We start from the raw sequence: 20,938 nt of genomic DNA, 5'->3' as shown, positions 1-20,938 counted from the left end.
ATCTTGAGACTTATGTACAAAGCGCCCGACGGACCCCTCCGCCGGGCGCCAACCCTTAGTTCACTCCGTTGAAATCAGAGGCGTCGAGCATGTGATGACCCGTGAGGTCGATCTCGAAATCGGCATCCAGATCGTCGTCGACATTGCCGGCGATGATGGTGTGCTCGCCATCGTCGCGCATCTCGAAGGAGACCCGCAGTTCGCCCGCGGCGCTGAAATCGCCAGCCGCGAACAAGACGAAGGATTGCGAACCGGCCGCGCCCTGATCTGCGTCGATCCCGCTCAGGTCGATCTTGTCGCCCGGTGCGAAGCCGTTGATCCGGTCGCCGTCGGCATCGGCTGCGGAGTTGAACACGAAGGTGTCATGGCCGCCGCCGCCATCCATCACGTTGACCGCACCGTTGGCGATGATCGTGTCGTCGCCGCTGCCGGTGATGACGTTCTCGAAGCTGTAGATCTGGTCGGCGGTCTCGCCGATCATCACCTGGCCGTGGCCGTTGGTGCCGTGGCCCAGATCGACCTCGACCGAGGCCTGGATCGCGGCGTAGTCGAGCGTATCCGAGCCCTCTCCGCCCCAGTAGCTGTCGGCCCCGTCGTCCTCGGTCGCGATGACCGTGTCGTCGCCATCATCGGCGAAGACCATGTCATGCCCCTTGCCGGCTTCGATCACGTCGTCACCGTCGCCGCCGAAGAGGCGATCCGCCCCGCCATCGCCGAAGATCATGTCGTCGCCGCCGTTGCCAAGCGCATTGTCCGCGCCGCCGCCTGCGAAGATGACGTCATTGCCCTCCATTCCGATGAAGGTCTCGGCGGTGTCGTCGCCGACCAGCACCAGCCCGTCGGACATCGCGTCGTCGGAACTGTCGTCGGCGCCGCCATCGCTGCCGCTGTTCGAGCCGTCCTGATCGGGCCTCTCCGAGCGCGTGCCATAGCGGGCACCGTGAACTTCGTCCTGCGGACGTTCGCCGCCGACCACCATGTCATCTCCGCCGCCGCCGTTGAAGACGATGCGGTGATCCGAGGTGAGTCCCGAGATGTCGACCGTGTCGTCGCCCGCGTCGCCATTGATGGTGATCGTGGAATAGGCGAGGCTCGTGCCCGAGAAATCGCCCACGATCTGGACCGTGTCGCCCCCGGTCGTGCCGCCTTCGGGTACGTTGCCAGCGGTCACGTCGAGCGTGTTGACGGTGATCTCTTCGACATTGTTCAATTCCGCGATCACATTCCCGTTGCGGGTCACGACGATCTCGGCCGAGGAATTTCGCACATTGAGATTTGCCAGCATCGCCGCCGCCATCGTGTAGATCACGAAGGTCTCGGAGCCGTTGTTGCCATTGATCACGAAGCGGTCGCCCGCCTTGCCATTGGCGCCGCCGTCGACGAGGTCGCGCCGGTCCCCGGCACGCCAGACAATGGTATCATTGCCCGCGCCGCCGATGATCGTGTCTCTGCCGCCCTTCCCGTAGATCACGGTGTCATTGGTCGAGCCGCTCAGATCGATCGTATTGTCTCCGGCATCGCCGGTGACGATGTTGAGGGTCTCGGTGACCTGCGTCCCGGTGAGGTCGGTGGCACGGATCGTCGCGCTCAGCGTCTCGTTGTCGCCAAGCCCGCCCGCGACGCGAAGCTCATCGTTATTGGCGCCGCGAAGTCGCATCTCCGGCGAGCCTCCGACCAGTTCGTAGGTCGCCTGCCCGTCGAAAGGTACATCCGCGCTTAGCGTCGCGATAGTTCCGCCGCCACGGTTCCCGGTGGCGTTCATCATGATGTCGGACATCGGGTCCGCCGCGAGCGAGAGCATCTCGCCATTCGCGAACTTGGCGAATTCGACGCCGACGAGGATATCCACGCCATCGGTCGCGACCGGGTTCCCCTGGTTGTCGGTGCCGCTGCGAAGATCGGTGATCCGAACCGCCTGCTGGTCGTTCATCGCGATCAGCTCGATGCGGTAGTCGTCGCGGTTGCCGGTATAGAGCGCGGTGTCGGTGCCCTCCGCCCCGGTGTCGCCGAGGATGTGGCCCAGCGAGCCGTCCGAGAACACCACACGGGTGTCGCCGGTGCCGTACCAGTTCTCGATCCGGTTGACCTCGAACACCGACTGGTCGTGACGGTTGTCGCCGATCCAGTAGAGGTTCGAGTCCACGACCACGCTGTCGCCGAAGATGAAATCGGCCTGACCCGTGGTCTCGTCGCCCCCATCGCCCAGACCGGTCAGCTTGTCATCGCCGCCGCCGCCCACGAGATAGTTGTTCATCCCGTTGGAGCCGATGCCGTTCTCGTCCGCGCCGGTCAGCTCGTCATTGTATTGCGAGCCCACGAGCCCTTCGAGGAAGGCATACTGGTCCATCAGGACCGACCCGGTGCCTGCGTTGTTCGAGGTCTGCAGGTTCGCGATCACGTTGATATAGGCGTCCTCGTAGGAGCCGATATCCATGTCGCCCTCTGTGCCGTCGCCGTTGAACTCGATCACCGGGTTGAGCTGCGCGGGGCTGTCGCCGTTGAGGCGGTCGCCATCGTTCGCGGTCGGGCCGAGGCCGCCTTCGAGCAGGTCGTTGCCCGAGCCGCCGTTGATGTTGTCGTCGCCGACGCCGCCGACCATCCAGTCCGCGCCGTTGCCGCCGAACATCTCGTCGACGCTGTCGCCGCCATCCATGTAGTCGTTGCCGTCACCGCCCATCATCAGGTCGGTGTCGCCCTCGCCATAGAGCCGGTCATCGCCGTCGTCGCCGAAGACCTCGTCGATGCCGTCGCCGCCATGGACCTCGTCATCGCCCTCGTTGCCATGCGCCGTATCGAGCACGCCGGGACCGGCGAAGATCGTGTCGTTGCCGAGTCCGCCGAGAATGAAGTCGTCGTTCTCGTAATCGGTGATGTAGTCGTCGCCGTCGCCGCCATAGATGTGATCGTTACCCTGCGCGCCTTCGATGCGGTCATTGCCTTCGTCGCCGTAGAGCACGTCATCGCCCAGAGCGCCGACGATGAAGTCGTCGCCGGAGAGGCCGATCACCGTGATATGGCCGTCATTGGCCGGACCGCCGGGGATGCTCTCGGTGAGTTGGACATTGTCGAAGAGCGTGTATTGGCCGGTGCCGTCGGTCTCGACCACGATGCTCAGGCCCAGGCCTGCGAGATTCGCGGGCACGGCATCGGTGCTCAGGGTCACCATGTCCCAGGCGTCGTCCGTTGTGACGTCGTCGTCATCGAGCGGCGGCGCGAAAACGGCGCTGGCCAACACGGTGCCATCCGAGGCCACCAGTTTGACCGTGCCGCCGGTCGCGACATAGCCGATCTTGTCGCCCACTTTGAGCGTCAGGGTGTAGACATTTCCCTCGACGAGCTCCGTGCCGGTGTCGGCCGTCATCGACGCATTGCGGCCAAGCTGGGCGACCTGCGTGCCTTCGGGCAGGAAGGGCACCGCAGCTTCGGTGGGAGCCCAGGTGCCGCCGGTGCCGTTGAGGGTCCAACCCTCGATCGCCCCGTTGAGATAGGTGCCGCGCGCATTGGTCGGGGCTCCCGCCGCGACCAGATCCTGCGCCTCGAAGCCACCATTTGCGAGGGCCACGTCGCGCACCTCGTCGGGCAGCCGCTCCAGCGTGGCGTTGAAATAGTCGTTGTCGCCATAGGCGTCATCGACACCCATCAGACCGTCGCGCGCATTGTCGTGGTAGTCGCCATTCGAGGTCGTCCCGTCGAGCACATAGGTGGCCGAGGGCGTGGCGAAGGCGTCCGGGATATGCTCCAGCCCGGTGGTGCGCATGATCAAATGGGCGAATTGTTCGCCAATGATCTGGTCGCCCAGATGGTGGCCGACCGGCATCCGGTAGAGGTAGTAGAAGCGGTCGCCATCCTGCAGGCGCTGCGTGAAGTCCAGCATGATGAAGCTGAACGTCGTGCCGAGCGGGCCATCAAACATCGGCTGTTCGGCCAAGCCGCCGACCCAGAGGTCGATATCCCAGAAGCCCTGATCGCCCGAACCGCCCGAGAGCGTCCAGCCCTCGCCCGGAGTGTAAGTGGGCTCGCCCGAGCCGCGCATGAACATCAGCGCCGCGTCATGCAGCTGATCGGACGGATCCGCCGCCGCATCGATGATCGCCTGCGCCTTCTCGCGGATCTGCCACAGCTCGCCCGTGCCCGCCTGATAGGCGTCGCGCGCCTCTTGCAGCTTGAACGTGCCCGCTTCGTCCCGGCCATAGGCCGCGATGAAGTTCACCAGCGATTCCGGGGTGCGCAGATGCGCGCCGAAATCTTCCCAGCTGTGATAGGGCGCGATGCCCGCGCCATTGGCGTTGTTCGAGGTATTCTGCATCAGCCCGTCGAAGACCTGCTGGCGCAGCTCGTTCAGCGTCGGCAGCCCGACATCGCGACCGCGCGCGATATTCAGCGCGGCCAGGTCGAGCGGCACGCCGACCAGCGATTGCTGCAGGGCCGCGGTGACGAATTCGTCCATCTCGTTGCCTTGCTGGGACAGCAGACCCGCAGCGATCCCGGATGCGCCGTAGGCGTCGAACTGATCGGGATTGAGGAAGACGTCGAAGAGCCCCCTTTCGACATAGGTCGGCACGTAGCCCGCCTCGCCCGGATTGACGCCGGCGTCGTCAGTCACCGCGATCTGCACGGTTTCGCGCAGCTGCGAGTGGCCTAGACGGAACACCGCCTGCGCGAATTCAAGGCTGATATTGAGGTTGATATCGGCCGAGTAGGACACGAATTCCGGCAGCGCCGGGTAGAGCGTCGTCATGTATTGATCGACCGCGACGTGGTTGTACTCGCTCTCGGTGATCAGACGTGCGGCTTGGTAGACGCGTTCGCCATCCCAGGTGAGGCTGTCCACGATGGCCTGCACAGCCACGTCGTCGGTCAGGTCGGTCCCGGCCCAGCTGTCGAAGGTCGCCTGATCGACATCCACCGCGAGCCAGCCCTCGTTGGCCGCGTCGGTCCCGTTCAGGCCACTGAGGTCACCGGTCTCGATCGCATCGCGGACCGCCGACATCATGATGTTATGCGCCTGGATGTTGTGCTCTTCGTGGAAAACGTGGTGGACCGAGGTGAGCGTGATGTTCTCGTTCACGCGGCCGTCGCCCGAGACCTTGTGACGGGCCAGAAGCGCGTCGTCATAGGTGAAAGAGCCCGAATTCGGATCCGAGGCCGGATTCAGCTCGTTGCCCTGGAAGTCGAGGCCCGGCGTCGCGCCATGCGCGATATCGATCAGGATCGGCTGGTTCGTCGTGCGCACTTCGCCGATATCAGCCGCCGCGCAATGGCCGTCCATTGCATCCTGCAGCGTCCAACGCACGAAGGGATCGTAGCCCGCGTCTTCCAGTTCCGCGTAGGAGTGGTAGGTCATGCCGTTGATATCGACGCCGTCAGGCGTCATCGCGAACATCTCGTCGATATCGGCGATGCTCTGATCCGAACGGAAGTGGAAATCCTGCTGCGGCGTGAAGTTCAGCCGACCGATCGCATCGGCGTTGATCCACGGGCAATCGAGCACATCCGTGTCGATCAGCTCGACGCCAATCCGCATCGCGTTGACCTTCATGTCGGCCCAGGTCGCAAGCTCTTCCTTACCCGTGACCTCCGTACCATCGGGCGCGATTGCCGAGCCGTCCGAAACGTCGAGCGCCACGAGATTTCCATTCGCATCCTGGCGATGGACGATCCCGTCCTCGGATCCGGTGATCAGCCTGCCAGTGACGACGCCATTCGCATCGTAGTGCCGCAGCAGCGCGTTGACCGACTCGTGCGAGCCGTAGGTCTGGCTCTGATCGATCATCAGGCCGGTATTGTTGTTGTAGAGCGGCGTGACACCCGGCAGCAGGTTGCCCTGATCGTCGAAATCCGTATCGGGGTTCGACAGTTTCCCGCGGCTCAGCATCATCATGTTCGAGACGCCGGGAATGTAAGACGGGTTCGTCGCGATCATCTCGGGAACGTTCGGCGTGGTCGCCGCATCCACGTAATCCGGGTTCGGCGCATACATCGGATCAACGTAGAGCGGATCGTTCGGGCTCAGCGGGATCATCACCACGCCGCCAGTCTTCTGGATGAAATCCAGCCCGTGATCGAAGAACTGACCGAAGGCCACGAACCATTCGTTATAGCTCACCCCGCCCAGCACGCCGGGATTCGGGATGAATGCGGTGGTGATATCGCCCACCACGGAGTTCGACACATCCACTGCCGAGCCGCCAAGCGCGTTCATCGCCGCGACCGCAGCCGGGTTGTAGTTCGGATCGGTCATGTCGACATTCGAGCTGCTGATCAGCTGCGAGATCAGGCGCGGCGTCGAATCCACCACGACAGAGCTGTTGAGGATATCCAGCGTCGAGCCATCGCTTGTGAACTGGTATTCCGGCTGCGCGTCCGACATCGCGGTCATCATCGACGTCGCATTGACGGTTGGCAGGTAGCCCGTTGCACCCGGTGCCACGCCGTTCGAGTCGGCCACGAACATCGAGGGCGACATCGACATCGGGTTGTCGACCAGCACCTGCTTCGAGGTCGGGACATAATCGAGATCGCCGGGCAGACGGCCCTCGCTGTCGGGCAGCACCAGCGTCACCCACATCTTCTGCACGGTCGCATAAGAGGTGCCGTATTCCGGCTCGGTCGGGTGGTTTGTCATGAACATACGCAGGAACTCGGTATCGGCCTGCCCCCAATCGGGATGCACGTTGCCACCGCCGGTCCAGACGACGTTGCCGTTCTCATCGACGGTATAGCCGCCCGCGAGGTTGTTGTTGTGGCCCGACACTTCGCGCACCCCGTTCGGGTCGAGCGCGCTCGTCAGTCGCGAATAATCGTTCAGGATATTTGCCTGTTGCAGCAGATAATCGAGATCGGCTCCGGCCAGTTTGATCGTCATGGTAGCCCCCTAAGACCAATTCGGCCCGCGCATCGCGGTCCGTGTCACACCCATTGCCGAAGCTCGGTTCATAGGAGGCTGTGCGAGACGGCAAACACACCTGCGCCGCATCTCTCGCCGACACCCCCACAAGCTCGGCGCTTTTCCTGTTTCCATGAGGCCATCGAATCGGGACGACGAAAATTGTCTTAGGTCCAACGCGATTTTCCCCTATGGTCGGGAACGCTCCTCGCCAAAGGACGCAAGGGAACATGGGACGAAGGTCTAAGAGCGATGCGACCAAGGTCGGGGATGTGGGGGCCCCGGACCGGGTGCAGCCGGTGCGCAACCCGCTGCGCTGGTTTCTGGGATTTTCGTTATCCCTGCAGTTTCTGGTGGGTCTGGGCCTGGTGCTGAGCCTCTTGCTGGCTTCCCTCGCCTATTGGGTCAACAACCGCGCGACGACCCGGCTTCTCGACGCCTCTGCCGACACTGCCGCCTTCTACATGCAGAACCTTCTGCAGCCGCATGTTCAGGCGCTGGGCCGATCGGACGCGTTGCGCGCCGAAGATCTCGCCGCGCTGCACGCGCTCGCGGAAGGGTTTCGCAAACAGGGCAACTTCCTCGCCATCAAGATCTGGAGCCGCGAGGGCAAGCTGATCTTCGCGCCCGATGCAGGGCTTGGCCATGTGCTGCCCGACGACGAGATCTTCGAGGCTCTCAAGGGGAATGTCTTCGGAAGGTTTCCCGATCTCGAGGACGCGGCCCATGATGCCGAGCGCGCGCTGGGCGTGCATCTCTATGAAATCTATGCGCCGCTGCGCGACCTGGAGACCGGCACCATTCTTGCCGTCGGAGAATTTTATCAGAACGCCGATGTGGTCCGGGGCGCGCTGCTGACCTCCGCCAAGACGACATGGCTCTTTGTCGGGCCAGTGGCGATCATCGTCTTCACCATGCTGTTCCTGATCGTGCAGCGCGGCAGCCTGACGATCGAGCGCCAGACCGTCGAGCTCCGCCGCCAGTTCGCCGAGCGCGAGCGGCTGCTGCTCGGCAATTCGCAACTGCACCGCTCGATCGCCGAAGCCGCACGGAATGCCGCCGATATCGACGAGCGCGCGAAACGTCGGATCGGCGCGGACCTGCATGACGGCGCCTGCCAGCTTCTCTCCTACCTGGTGCTGGAGATCGACCGGCTGGAGCATCTGATTCGTTCGCCCGGGGCGACCGATGAAGCGAAAGCGGCCGGGATTGTCTCGGAAATCAAAAAAGTTGCGCGCAAGACGATGGAGGAAATCCGTGCCATCTCGGGCGGATTGGTCGCGCCGCAATTCGACGCTGCGCCGACGCTGGCCGCGCTGGTCGAAACGCTCGCCACCGATCACCGCCGACGCACCGGTTTGGAGGTCACGCTTTCGCTCGCACCTGACGCTCCGGAACTGTCCGAGACGACGCGGCGGACCTTGGGCCGGATCGTGCAAGAAGCGCTGGCCAATGCCGCGCGACACGCTCCAGGCTCGACGCAGAAAATCGAAACCTATCAAGAGGATGGCGATTTCGTTCTGCGCATAAGCGACAGCGGCGCGGCCCCCGGCCACACCACCCCGCAGGAGCGCGAATACCGCGAGGGCGGGCTTGGTCTACCGGGGATGCAATTCCGGGCGCAATCGCTGGGAGGCACGCTCGAGTTCCGCTTGCTTGAGCCGCAGGGATCGGAGGTGATCTGCCGTATCCCGCTCGAACCGGAACGCCGCTGAAAGTGACGCAAAGGTAAACCCTTGGAGCTACGCCCATACACCGATGGGGCTAGATGATAAGCGTCTTTCTTTATTGTGTTTCTTCAAGACCTCTTCATTCTGGACGTCCGGGGGGAAGACGGATTTCGCGACAGTCCGGATGGCTTGGCCTTCACGCGTTGGGGAACGCGGTCGCGGGATCGTTCAAGGGGTATTTCGATGTCCGATTTTGTGCCGACGACGGCTTGTATTGTAGACGACCATCCAATTTTCCGGCAGGGGCTGTGCGCCGTGCTGCAGGACGCGCTCGATATCGACGTGCTCGATCAAGGCAGTTCCGCTATCGACGCGATCGAGCTTGCCCGGGCGCGACGGCCCGACGTGATGATCCTCGATCTCAGCATGCCCGGCGGCGGGTTGAACGCGCTTCGCAAGATCATCGATCACGACCCGTCCATGCAATGCATCCTGCTGACCGCCTGCGACGAGCCCGCCACCGCGATCGAAGCGATGAGCGCGGGGGCGAAGGGCTACATTCTCAAAGGGGTCGGCGTCTCGGAACTCCAGGCGGCAATCGACGCGATCCTGCACGGCGGCACATTCGTTTCGCCGAGCTTCGCGGCGGCGCTGCTGCAGGCGGCGCTTTCGGGGCAGGAAAAATCCGAGAGCGAGAGCCTGACCCACCGCGAGATGCAGGTGCTGCGCGAGTTGGAGCGCGGCAAGACAAACCGCGAAATCGCCAAGCGCCTCGCGATCAGCGAGAAGACGGTGAAGTTCTACATGACCAACATCATGCAGAAATACGGGGTGAAGAACCGGCTGGAGGCCGTGATCGCGCATCGTCAGGCGCATGAGCGTACGCTCTCGTCGCGCCCCTATTGAAGAGGCGGAGCGAAACCGCTCCGCCAGTCTTTCAGGTTACAGCGCGGTCCAGCCGCCATCGACCGAGATCGTGGTCCCGGTGATCTGCGCCGCCGCGTCCGAGCACAGGAACACGGCGGTGCCGCCGATCTGCTCGACCGTCGCGAATTCCTTCGACGGCTGGCGCGCGAGGATGACCTTCTCGATCACCTCTTCCTCGGTCATGTTGTATTCCTTCGCCGTGTCGGGGATCTGCGCCTCGACGAGCGGGGTCTTCACATAGCCCGGGCAGATCGCGTTGACGGTGATGTCTTCCTTCGCGGTCTCGAGCGCTGTGACCTTGGTCAGGCCCACGACGCCGTGCTTGGCCGAGACATAGGCCGATTTATAGGGCGACGCGGTCAGACCGTGCGCGGAGGCGATATTGACCACCCTGCCCCAACCCGCCTTGCGCATCATCGGCAGCGCGACGGCGGTGGTGTGGAAGGCCGAGGTCAGCATGATCGCGATGATCGCGTCCCATTTCTCGACCGGGAATTCCTCGATCGGCGAGACGTGCTGGATACCAGCATTGTTCACGAGAATATCGCATTTGCCCGCCTGCTCGATCAGGGCGCGCGCTTCGGCACCTTTCGAGAGATCGGCCTTGATGTAGCGCGCGGTGACACCGAATTCCGATGCGATATCGGCGGCGAGCTTATGATCCTCGTCGCGGTCGGTGAAGGAGTTGATGACAATATCGGCGCCCGCGCGCGCGAGTTCGCGCGCGACCCCGAGACCGATCCCGGAATTCGACCCGGTAATGACGGCGGTTTTTCCCTGAAGCGACATGTTCTCTCCTTCGGTGACGTAAGTGACGGATTCGCCGGGATCATGCCGCGCCGCGCGTGCGAACGCCATGCTGCAAGCGCAATACCGCGTGAGATCGCGGTGAGGGCCTTGTTTTCTTGGGTAATGAGGTAAAAAAAGACGCCCGCGCTAGGGCGGGCGTCAAGTCATGAGGCAGGTTTCATACAGGCAAGAAACCTATCGAGCAGTGCATCCCTTATAAGCAATCCTGCGCCGCTCTCCAAGGGAAAAGTTTGCGCAGTTTCAAACCTCTCGCTAGCTTGGCGCCAATAAATGCAGGCAAGGCAGGGATTGTTAACATGACGAGATCGGTGTTTTTCCATTTACTCGGCGGGGCTCTTTTCGGGCTCGCCCCTGTATTTACAGGGATCGCTGCCGCGGAGCCACAACCTGCGATTGCAATGTACGGCGAGCCTGCACTTCCCGCCGGCTTTACCCATCTGCCCTACGCCAATCCCGATGCCCCAAAGGGCGGCGAGATCAGATTTGGCGTGGCCGGCATGTTCGATTCGCTCAACCCGTGGATCCTGAACGGGAGACCGGCGGAAGGAATCAGCCGCTATGTCGCCGAATCGCTGATGGGCCGCTCGATGGACGAGCCTTTCACGCTCTACGGACTTCTCGCCGAATCGGTCGAGACCGACCCGGACCGCACTTGGGTGGAATTCACCCTGCGCCCCGAGGCCAAGTTCTCGGACGGCAACCCGGTGACGGTCGAGGATGTCATCTGGTCCTACAAGACGCTCGGGACCGAAGGCCATCCGCGCTATCAGAACGCCTGGTCGAAGGTCGAAAAGATCGAGAAGACCGGCGATCGCAAGGTCCGCATCACCTTCAAACCCGAGGTGAAGGACCGCGAAATGGCGCTCATCATGGGGATGCGCCCGGTTCTCGAGAAGTCGCAATGGGAGGGGCACGACTTCGCCTCCACCACGAATATGGCTCCGATCGGCTCCGGCCCCTACGTCGTGGGCCGCGTCGATCCGGGCAAATATATCGAGCTGAAACGCAACCCCGATTACTGGGGCAAGGATCTGGGCTTCAACAAGGGCCGGAACAATTTCGACACGATCCGCTATGATTATTTCGGCGATGGCGGCGTCGTGTTCGAAGCCTTCAAGGGCGGCGAGACCGACAGCTACACCGAATGGAACGCGGCCGACTGGGGCCGGAACTACGACTTCCCGGCGGTGCAATCGGGCGACGTGATCAAATCCGAGATTCCGAACGGGCGTCCCTCGGGGATCAAGGGGCTGGTAATGAACACCCGCAACCCGGTTTTCGCGGATTGGCGGGTGCGTCAGGCGATGATCGACGCGTTCAACTTCGAATTCATCAACAAGACCATCAATGGCGGCGCGGAGCCGCGGATCTCGTCCTACTTCTCGAATTCCGAGCTGGGGATGGAGCACGGCGCCGCCGCGGGCAAGGTGAAGGCCCTGCTGGAGCCCTTCGCCGATCAGCTCCCGCCCGGCACGATCGACGGCTACAGCCTGCCTACGTCCGACGGCGGCGTGCGCAACCGCAAGAACATGCGCGCCGCCGCGAAGCTGCTGGAAGAGGCCGGCTGGCAGGTCGACAGCGATGGCGTGCTCAAGAAGGACGGCAAGCCCTTCACCTTCGAGATCGTGCTGCAACAGGGCGCGGCCGAGACGCAAAGCATCGTCGACATCTACACCGAGGCGCTCAAGAAGCTGGGTATCTTCCCGAAAGTGACCGTGATCGACGATGCGCAATACACACAGCGCACCAATTCCTATGATTTCGACATGGCGTGGTACTGGCGCGCTCTGTCACTGTCGCCCGGCAACGAGCAGAACCTCTACTGGGGCTCGAAAGGCGTGAACGAGCCCGGCTCGCGCAACTGGATGGGCATGAATTCCCCAGCCGCCGAGGCGATGGTGAAGGCCATGCTCGATGCGAAAAGCCACGAGGATTTCGTCGCCGCGACCCGTGCGCTCGACCGGGTGTTGACTGCGGGCCGCTATGTCATTCCGATCTGGTACGCACCGGTTGACCGGATCGCCCATATCAAGCAGCTTCACTACCCTGAGAAGACCCCGCTATACGGGGCATGGCCGGGCTTCGAGCCCGATGTCTGGTGGTACGAAGAGGCAGGACAATGAAGAAACTCATCCTTCTGGCAGCGATCGCTGCGGCAATGGCGGGCTGCAACACGGTGGCCGGTGTGGGCGACGACATCTCGGGCGGTGCCCGTTCGGTGCAGGGCTGGTTCAGGTAACTCCCGGAATTCAACGCGATATGGAACCGCGCGAGCTATCTCGGCCTTGTGCCTTGCAAAGCCCCGCGCGCGTCCCTTTCTCAGTATGAGGGTCACCCGCGACACGAGCCGTGAAGAAAAGGATCAAAAGCGATGAAATGGCACCATATCGAGGAAAACTGGGCGGCATTTTACGAGGCTATCGTGGATCGGTGGCCGGATGCCGACGAGGCCGAGCTTGACGAGATCGACGGCGATCAGAAAGCCTTCATCCGCTATATCGCCGAGCTGACCGAACAGGAGCCCGCCGACGCGCGCGACGAAATTCGCGACTGGATGCGAGGCGAATTGCCCTCCGACGTGATCATGGACCCGACTCATGACGGTCACTCGATCGCGGCCTCCTCGAAATACGTCCCCGAAGGCGAGGACGAATATGACGACGACGCGCGCTTCGGCGACGACGAGGAAGAGGACGAGTAAGCTTAGCCCGCGCATAGGCGCGCAAACTTCACGTCACATGGGCGCTTTGCTCCCGCGCACGGTCGCGCATTGCTAAAATTGCAGGGTGCTCTGCCCCCGCGGCGTCGTGGCCCTTCCTCTGCGCTCCGGGCGTTCGGTGGGGCGTCCTTCCATTGGAAGGCAGCTCGCCCTGCGCCAAGATTATTTCGCCAAGGCGAAGTCAGAGTGAAGGGCGCGCGTTCGGGCTTGCTCGGGCGCGCGCCGCGTCCTAGCTAGGCGGCATGGATTCCGTTTGCCGCACAGACCCGATCCCCGCCCCGCCGAGCGCCTTCAACATGGCCGCGCATGTTCTGGCGGCAGGCGCGGCGACCCCGGACAAGCTGGCGATGCAGATCGTGAAGCCTTCGGGCGCGCAGCGCTGGTCCTATGCGCGGCTGACCGCGGCGGTGCGCGGTGCGGGAACGCTGTTGCTCGACGCGGGGCTGACACCCGGAGATCGCGTGATGCTGCGGCTGGGCAACGGTCCGGAATTTCCCATCGCTTTTCTTGGCGCCATCGCAGCCGGGCTGGTGCCGGTGCCGACATCGGCGCAGCTGACCGAGGCGGAGATTACCAAACTGGCGGGCGATCTCGATCCGGCGGCTGTCGTGGCGGGCGATGGGATCGCCCTGCCCGATCATCCGGCGCACGTGATCCCCGCCGATATTCTGCGCAAGGCCGGGGACGCCGCCCCCTGCGACTACGCATTGGGCGATCCGAACCGCCTCGCCTATATGATCTTCACCTCCGGCACGGGCGGCTCGGCGCGCGCCGTGATGCATGCGCATCGCGCGATCTGGGCGCGGCAGATGATGTATCGCGACTGGTATGGCATGGGGCCCGACGACCGTCTGATGCATGCAGGCGCCTTCAACTGGACCTATACGCTCGGCACCGGGCTGATGGACCCGTGGACGCTGGGCGCCACCGCGCTGATCCCGGCGGACGGCGTGGAGCCGCGCAGCCTGCCCCTGCTGCTCAAGCGCTTCGACGCGACGATCTTCGCCGCCGCTCCCGGAGTCTACCGACAAATCCTAAGACATCATGAGGCGCTCTCGCTGCCGAAGCTACGCCATGGGCTGAGCGCGGGCGAGGCGCTGCCGGAGCCTACGCGCGCGGCCTGGATCGCGGCGACGGGCACCAGGGTCTATGAGGCGCTCGGCATGTCCGAATGCTCGACCTTCATCTCGGGCAGTCCGGACCATCCCGCGCCGCCCGGCACCTGCGGCTATCCGCAGGCGGGCCGTCATGTCGCCGTGCTGGACGAAGACGGGCAACCGGTGCCGCGCGGCGAGCCGGGGCAGCTGGTGATCCATGAAAGCGATCCGGGGCTCTATCTGGGCTATTGGAATGCGCCCGAAGAGACTGCGGCGCGCCGGATCGGCCCGTGGTTCGTCACCGGCGACACGGTCTCGATGGGCGAAGATGGTGCGATCACCTATCTCGGACGCGGCTATGATATGATGAATGCGGGCGGCTTCCGGGTCTCGCCGATCGAGGTCGAAGAGGTCATGCATGACTGCCCCGGCGCAGGCGACGTGGCCGCGGTCGAAATCGCGGTGAAAGTCGATGCAAGCGTCATCGCACTGGCCTATACCGGCGACGCCGGGGAAGAGACGCTGCGCGCCCATGCCGAGGCGCGGCTTGCACGCTACAAGCAGCCGCGCCTTTACGCCCATATCGCCGCCCTGCCCCGCAACCGCAACGGCAAGGTGCTGCGCTCGGAAATCCGCACCATGCTGCAACAGGAGGTCACCTCATGATCACGCTCGATATTTTCGCCGATCCCGTTTGCCCATGGTGCTTCATCGGCAAGGCGCGGCTCGACCGGGCGCTCGCCCAACGCCCCGACCACCCGTTCCAGCGTGCGTGGCAGCCATTCGAGCTGAACCCGACGATGCCGCCCGAGGGGATGGCGCGCGCCGATTACCTGCAGGCGAAGTTCGGTCAGGACGGAGCGGCGAAGATGCATGTGCAGCTGCTCGAGATCGCGGAGGCCGAGGTCTACGATTTCCACCCCGAGCGCGTCACCCATCAGCCGAACACCCGCAACGCGCATCGCCTGCTCTATTGGGCGGGGCTGGAAGAGCGGCAGGAAGAGGCGATGGAGGGGCTGCTGGCCGCACATTGGAGCGACGGGCGCAATATCGGCGACTCGACCGTGCTGTGTGAAGTGGCCGAGGCGGCGCGGATGGACCCGCGACTGGTGGAGCGGCTGCTGGCTTCGGATGCCGATATCGACACGATCGTCGCCAAGGAACAACATGCGCGCGAGCGTGGGATCAACGCGGTGCCCTCGGTCGTTGTCGCGAATGCTCATCTGGTGAGTGGCGCGCAACCGACCGAGCTGTGGCTGCAGGTCATCGACGAGCTGTCCGGCACACCGTCCGACGCGACCCAGCACTGACCGAGTTGTCCGGCGTCGCAGCCACCGTCACTATCGCGTGAGCGCACAGGGGGCTGCGCGCCCGGCCCTCTGGCCAAATCGGCGCAGCTCCCTATGCTCGCGTTTCGAATAGATCCGACTCTCGGAAAGTCCCCCAGAATGTCCCACATCTCTGACGCGCCCCGGGCGCGCACGCCCCTTTCGCTGCCCGAACTGACGGTCATGCTCGCCTCCTTGATCGCGACGGTCGCCTTCTCGATCGACGCGATGCTGCCGGCACTGCCGCAGATCGCGGCAGAGTTGAGCCCCGACGCGGTCAACCGTGCGCAGCTGGTGCTGACCGCCTTCGTGCTGGGCATGGGCGTGGGCACGCTGTTCGCCGGGCCGATCTCGGATGCGCTGGGGCGGCGCAAGACCATCGCGGGGGGGATTGCGATCTACATGGTCGGAGCCTTCGTCGCCGCCCATGCGCAAAGCCTCGAAGCGCTGCTGGCGGCGCGGGTGCTGCAAGGGATCGGCGCATCGGGTCCGCGGATCACGGTGATGGCGCTGGTGCGCGACCTCTTCGCCGGGCGCGAGATGGCGAAGATCACCTCATTCATCATGATGATCTTCATCCTCGTGCCGGCCGTCGCCCCCTCGGTCGGCCAACTGGTGATCGCTCTCGCGGGCTGGCGCGGCGTATTCTGGGCCTTCATGGTCTTCGGCTGCGTCGGCGTGAGCTGGCTGATGATCCGCCAACCCGAAACGCTCGCCCCCGAGGATCGCCGACCGCTGAGCGTATCCAAGCTGCGCGCCGCGGCGCTGGAGGTGATCACCCATTCGGATGTGCGTCTCTATATCGTGACGATGACGCTGGGCTTCGGGCAGATGTTCGGCCTGCTGTCCACCGCGCAGCAGCTTTACGCGGCGCATGGCGTCACCGACACCTTCCCGATGTGGTTCGCGATCGGCGCGCTGCTCGCGGGCTCGGCCACGATCTTCAACGCGCGCTACGTGATGCGGCTGGGGATGCGCAAGATCGTCAAGGGGACCTATATCTCCCAGGTGGCGATCTCGACGGTGATGCTGGTGCTGGTGCTGCTCGGGTTCACTGACGGCGCGGCGGGCTTCCCGTTCATCTTCATCTACTCCGTCTCGGTCTTCGCGATGGCGGGCCTGACCTTCGGCAATCTCAACGCGCTGGCGCTGGAACATATGGGCCATATCGCGGGCATGGCGGCGTCCATCGTGTCGGCGATTTCGACCGTCGGCGCGGTGATCATCGCAGCCCCGGTGGGCCTGTCCTTCAACGGCACTGCGCTGCCGATGGTGATCGCGACGCTGACCTGCTCGAGCCTCGCCTGGTGGCTGATCCGCAAGACGCAGGAAACCGGCTGACGGGGCTTTACGCGCAGGTGCAAAAGCTACATATGCGCGCATCGCCCTTGTCACGGAGCCTCACCGATGTCGTCGCCCTATACCCGCCCCGGGTTCTATGATGAGGCGCTCGCCAAGGGACGCCACCGCGACATCGTGGGCGGCCGCTGGGACGAGACGGGCCGCGCGCAGATGGCCGCGCTTCTGGATCACGGGCTGCGGCCCGATCATGTCCTTCTCGATATCGGTGCGGGGGCGTTGCGGCTGGGCTGCAAGGCGGTGCCCTATCTGGAGCCCGGCCATTACTGGGCCACGGATGCCTCGCGCGCACTGATGCTTGCGGGCTATGCGGCGGAGTTGGAGGCGCGCGACCGGCTCGATCCTATGCAGCTGGTCGAAGACGCGGATTTCGGTTTTGATGGCGTGACGGACACGATCACCCATGCCATCGCTTTCGGTGTCTTTCCGCATCTGGAAAGCGACGCGATTGCACATTGCTTCAACGGCTTGCGGCGCTTTGCTCAACTGGAGTGCCTGCTGCTTACGGTATTCCTCGCCCCCGAAGGCGCCACAATCCACCGACAGAACGACGGCGTCGTCACCCACGCGAACCGCGCGCCCTATCACCTTTCGGAAGCCGAGCTCTACACGATGGCGGATGCGGCTGGCTGGCGCCTTATCCGCGACGACCGGATGCTGCCGCGCGGACAGGTGATGTTCCGCGCGGAGCCGCTCAGGGCTTCGTCTTCTTCGCCTCGATAACCTTCTCGGCCAGATCGCGGGCGATCGCGAAGGCGCCCTTGATCTTGTCCTTGTCGTTCTTCCAGTCGCGGCGAATGACCAGCTTGTTGTCCTTCACCTTGGCCAGATCGCGCTGCGCGGTCAGGAATTCCACGAGCCCCTGCGGGTTGGGGAACTTGTCGTTGTGGAACTGGACGGTCGCGCCCTTCGGCCCGGCATCGAGCTTGGCGATCATCGCGCGTTTGCACATCGCCTTGATCCGGACGACCAGCAGCAGCGTGTTGACCTCTTTCGGCAGTTCGCCAAAGCGGTCGATCAGCTCGGCGGCGAACCCTTCCAGCTCGACCTTGGTGGTAAGGCTCGACAGGCGACGATAGAGGCCGAGGCGCACGTCGAGATCGGGGATGTAGCTGTCGGGGATCATCACCGGCACGCCGAGATTGATCTGCGGCGACCAATCGCCATCCGCCGTCTCGGTCAATTCGCCCGATTTCAGCTTCGAGATCGTCTCTTCCAGCATCGACTGATAGAGCTCGTAACCCACCTCGCGGATATGGCCCGACTGTTCCTCGCCCAGCAGGTTGCCCGCGCCGCGCAGGTCCAAGTCCTGGCTCGCAAGGTTGAACCCGGCCCCGAGACTGTCGAGCGAGCCCAGCAGACGCAGCCGTTTCTGCGCTTGTGGCGTCAGCGGCATGCGCGGCTTCGTCGTCAGGTAGCAATAGGCGCGTGTCTTCGCGCGGCCTACCCGGCCCCGGATCTGGTAAAGCTGGCTGAGGCCGAACATGTCAGCGCGATGTATTACCATCGTGTTCGCCGTCGGGATGTCGAGGCCACTTTCCACGATCGTCGTGGCCAGAAGGACGTCGTATTTGCCGTCGTAGAAGGCGTTCATCCGGTCGTCCAACTCGCCCGCGGCCATCTGCCCATGCGCCACGAGATATTTCACCTCCGGCACGTGGGTTTGCAGAAATTCCTCGATTTCGGGAAGATCGGAAATTCGCGGCACGACATAGAAGCTCTGCCCGCCGCGGTAATGCTCGCGCAGAAGCGCCTCGCGTACGGTGACGGTGTCGAATTCGGAGACATAGGTACGGATCGCAAGGCGGTCGACGGGCGGCGTACCGATGATCGACAGGTCGCGCACCCCGGTCAATGAGAGTTGCAGCGTGCGCGGGATCGGCGTCGCGGTCAGCGTCAGCACGTGAATCTCCGAGCGCATCTCTTTCAGGCGCTCTTTGTGCTGCACGCCGAAATGCTGCTCCTCGTCGATGACCAGCAGACCGAGATTGGCGAATTTCACCGATTTCGCCAGAACCGCATGGGTGCCGATCACGATATCGACTGTGCCGTCGCGCAGCCCCTCGCGGGTCTTCGTCGCCTCCTTGGCGGAGACGAAGCGGCTGAGCGGTTTCACATTCAGCGCGGTGCCCCGGAAGCGTTCGGCGAAGGTCTTGTAATGCTGGCGCGCAAGCAGCGTCGTCGGCGCGATCACCGCGACCTGCATGCCCGATTGCGCGGCGACGAAGGCCGCGCGCATCGCGACCTCGGTCTTGCCGAAGCCCACATCGCCCACGACGAGACGATCCATCGGCGTGCCCGATTTCAGATCGTCCACCACATCCTCGATCGCGCTCATCTGGTCGTCGGTCTCGGTATAGGGGAAGCGCGCGGCGAAGCTTTCCCACTCGTGATGCGGCGCTTCCAGAATGGGTGCGTGACGCAGGTGACGCTCTGCCGCGATCCGCATCAGCTTGTCGGCGATCTGGCGGATGCGTTCCTTCAGCTTGGCCTTTTTGGCCTGCCATGCGCCCCCGCCGAGCTTGTCGAGCAAGCCCTCCTCATGGCCGTAGCGGCTGAGCAGTTCGATATTCTCGACTGGCAGATAAAGGCGATCCCCGCCCGCATATTCCAAGAGCACGCATTCATGCGGCGCGCCAAGGGCCGTGACCGTCTCCAGCCCCTTGTAACGGCCCACCCCGTGATCGACATGCACGACCAAATCGCCGGGCGACAGCGTCGTGTGTTCGGTCAGGAAATTCTCGGCCTTGCGCTTGCGCCGCGGCTTCGAGACGAGCCGTTCGCCCAGCACGTCCTGCTCCGAGATCACGGTCATCTCGCCGCCATCGCGCGGGGCTTCGAACCCTTCGTCGAGCGGCCAGACCGTGAGGTTCACCCCCGGCCCGATCTCGCGCGCCGATCCGATCAGCTTCGCGCCGATCACGCCCTCGTCTTCCATCAGGCCCTTGAGGCGCTCACGTGCCCCCTCGGACCACGAGGCGATCACCACGGGACCATCGGCCAGACGTGCTTGAACATGGTCTTTCAACGCGCTGAACAGGCTGACATTTTCCACCTTGCGCTCGGGCGCGAAATTGCGCCCGACGCGCCCGCCCGCATTCAGGATCCCGGGACCGGGCGGTGCCGGGATCACCTGCAGGCGCAGCACGCGAAGCGGTTTCAACACCGCTTCCCAACTCTCTGGGTTCAAATACAAAAGCTGCGGCGGCGCGGGTTTGTAGACGGAGTCCAGCCGGTCGCGCCGGGTCATCGCTTCGCGCCGCGTGTCATACTGATCCGCGATGCCGTCCCAACGGCTTTCCTGCTGCGCCGCGATCTGGTCGTCGAGCATCACCGACGCATCGGGCAGATAGTCGAAAATGGTCTCGAGCTTTTCATGGAAGAAGCCCAGCCAATGCTCCATCCCCGCCTGTTTGCGCCCTGCCGAAACCGCCTCGTAAAGCGGGTCTTCCGCACCACCCGAGCCGAATTCGATCCGGTAATTCTGCCGGAAACGGGTGATCGCTGCCTCGTCGAGGATGACCTCGGAGACCGGCGCCAGCTCCACGCCTTTCAGCTTCTCGGTCGTACGCTGGGTCACCGGATCGAATCCGCGCGCATCGTCCAGCACATCGCCGAACAGATCGAGCCGCACCGGACCGCCCTCGCCGGGCGGGAAGATGTCGATGATGCCGCCGCGGATCGCGTAATCTCCGGGCTCGGACACGGTCGAGGCCTGCGAGAAGCCCATCCGGACGAGGAATTCGCGCAACGCCTGCTCGTCGATCCGCTTGCCGACCTGCGCGGTGAAGCTCGCGCCCGCCAGAACCTCGCGCGCGGGCACGCGCTGCATGGCAGCCGAAAGCGTCGTCAACAGAACGAACGGCCCGGGCATCCCCGAAGCCAGCGCGGCCAACGTCGCCATCCGCGTGGCGGAGATATCGGCATTGGGCGAGACGCGGTCGTAGGGCAGACAGTCCCACGCCGGGAAGTCCAGCACCGTCGCCTCGGGCGCAAAGAACGCAAGTGCCCCGCGCATGGCCGCCAGACGGCGATCGTCGCGCGCGACATGGATGACCGACTTGCCCTTGGCAAGTTCCTTGGCCAGCAAGGCGGCGTCGAACCCTTCCGGGGCGCCCGAGAGAAGAAAATGCTCCATAGCC

At 63.9% G+C, this 20,938-nt stretch carries 11 protein-coding genes; 8 read left to right on the top strand and 3 right to left on the bottom strand.

What is annotated here, in order from left to right:
- Positions 1-55: 55 nt before the first annotated feature.
- Positions 56-6,865: a peroxidase family protein gene (locus DEM26_RS05825; RefSeq protein WP_109171934.1), complete on the bottom strand. Its 6,810-nt coding sequence runs from the start codon at positions 6,863-6,865 to the stop codon at positions 56-58.
- Between the two features lie 251 nt (positions 6,866-7,116).
- On the opposite strand from DEM26_RS05825, the gene DEM26_RS05820 reads away from it, so the two are divergent.
- Together DEM26_RS05820 and DEM26_RS05815 are read left to right on the top strand one after the other, a co-directional pair.
- On the top strand, positions 7,117-8,601 hold the full coding sequence (locus tag DEM26_RS05820; protein WP_158275089.1) for a sensor histidine kinase: 1,485 nt from the start codon (positions 7,117-7,119) through the stop codon (positions 8,599-8,601).
- A gap of 198 nt (positions 8,602-8,799) precedes the next feature.
- Positions 8,800-9,462, top strand: a complete 663-nt coding sequence (locus DEM26_RS05815; protein WP_088718624.1) for a response regulator transcription factor — start codon at positions 8,800-8,802, stop codon at positions 9,460-9,462.
- Between the two features lie 36 nt (positions 9,463-9,498).
- On the opposite strand, the gene DEM26_RS05810 is transcribed toward DEM26_RS05815, so the two are convergent.
- Positions 9,499-10,272, bottom strand: coding sequence for a 3-hydroxybutyrate dehydrogenase (locus DEM26_RS05810; protein WP_075774787.1), 774 nt, complete (start codon positions 10,270-10,272; stop codon positions 9,499-9,501).
- Between the two features lie 317 nt (positions 10,273-10,589).
- Here DEM26_RS05810 and DEM26_RS05805 point away from each other — a divergent pair, with 317 nt between their 5' ends.
- The 6 genes from DEM26_RS05805 to DEM26_RS05780 all read left to right on the top strand — a co-directional run bounded on the left by DEM26_RS05805 (position 10,590) and on the right by DEM26_RS05780 (position 17,519).
- Positions 10,590-12,416 carry an extracellular solute-binding protein gene (locus DEM26_RS05805; protein WP_109171932.1) on the top strand — a complete coding sequence of 609 codons (1,827 nt, stop codon included), beginning with the start codon at positions 10,590-10,592 and terminating at the stop codon, positions 12,414-12,416.
- 248 nt (positions 12,417-12,664) lie between these two features.
- Positions 12,665-12,994, top strand: coding sequence for a hypothetical protein (locus DEM26_RS05800; RefSeq protein ID WP_075774785.1), 330 nt, complete (start codon positions 12,665-12,667; stop codon positions 12,992-12,994).
- A gap of 260 nt (positions 12,995-13,254) precedes the next feature.
- Positions 13,255-14,775 (top strand): class I adenylate-forming enzyme family protein, encoded by a 1,521-nt coding sequence (locus DEM26_RS05795; RefSeq protein WP_109171931.1) that lies wholly within the window; start codon positions 13,255-13,257, stop codon positions 14,773-14,775.
- Positions 14,772-15,419 carry a DsbA family oxidoreductase gene (locus tag DEM26_RS05790; RefSeq protein ID WP_109171930.1) on the top strand — a complete coding sequence of 216 codons (648 nt, stop codon included), beginning with the start codon at positions 14,772-14,774 and terminating at the stop codon, positions 15,417-15,419. The genes DEM26_RS05795 and DEM26_RS05790 overlap by 4 nt, the downstream gene beginning before the upstream one ends.
- A 138-nt stretch (positions 15,420-15,557) precedes the next feature.
- On the top strand, positions 15,558-16,778 hold the full coding sequence (locus DEM26_RS05785) for a multidrug effflux MFS transporter (RefSeq protein WP_199224635.1): 1,221 nt from the start codon (positions 15,558-15,560) through the stop codon (positions 16,776-16,778).
- 66 nt (positions 16,779-16,844) lie between these two features.
- Complete coding sequence (locus DEM26_RS05780; protein ID WP_109171929.1) at positions 16,845-17,519, top strand: class I SAM-dependent methyltransferase; 675 nt, start codon at positions 16,845-16,847, stop codon at positions 17,517-17,519.
- Here the strand turns inward: DEM26_RS05780 and mfd are convergent.
- Positions 17,491-20,934, bottom strand: coding sequence for a transcription-repair coupling factor (gene mfd, locus DEM26_RS05775; RefSeq protein ID WP_109171928.1), 3,444 nt, complete (start codon positions 20,932-20,934; stop codon positions 17,491-17,493). The genes DEM26_RS05780 and mfd overlap by 29 nt on opposite strands.
- Between the last annotated feature and the right edge of the window lie 4 nt (positions 20,935-20,938).

The organism is Thioclava sp. NG1 (genome assembly GCF_003122275.1).
GTDB classification, from domain to species: domain Bacteria; phylum Pseudomonadota; class Alphaproteobacteria; order Rhodobacterales; family Rhodobacteraceae; genus Thioclava; species Thioclava nitratireducens.
Note: the sequence above shows the minus strand (reverse complement) of the source record. Positions and strands in the feature narration are given on the sequence as shown.